This is a genomic window from Pseudomonas sp. HY2-MNA-CIBAN-0224 (assembly GCF_040310285.1).
Lineage (GTDB): Bacteria > Pseudomonadota > Gammaproteobacteria > Pseudomonadales > Pseudomonadaceae > Aquipseudomonas > Aquipseudomonas helleri.
Window position 1 is genome coordinate 1 of the sequence record NZ_JBEOPQ010000584.1, and the last position, 266, is coordinate 266.

Annotated in this window: 1 protein-coding gene; it reads left to right on the forward strand. The window is 45.9% G+C overall.

Going from position 1 to position 266, the window contains the following annotated elements; translation table 11 throughout:
• The coding region (gene tsaE / locus AAEZ03_RS27650; RefSeq protein WP_350583071.1) for a tRNA (adenosine(37)-N6)-threonylcarbamoyltransferase complex ATPase subunit type 1 TsaE at nt 1-266 on the forward strand (266 nt) is incomplete at both ends.

Here is a 266-nt window from a genome sequence, read left to right on the forward strand (position 1 = left end):
TTCGGGTGCCGTTAAAAGCCCGACTTACACCTTAGTGGAACCTTATAGCATTCAGCAAAATGACGACTCAATTAAGCCTGTTTATCATGCTGATTTATATCGTCTGCAAGACCCAGAAGAGCTGTCTTTTATCGGTTTCGATGAGTATCTCGATGAACCAAATGCGCTGGTCATTATCGAATGGGCCAGCCGTGCGGACAGCTACTTACCGCCGCCGACTATGTTTATCGATATGACGCAAGCCAACAGCGCTGATATAGATAAAG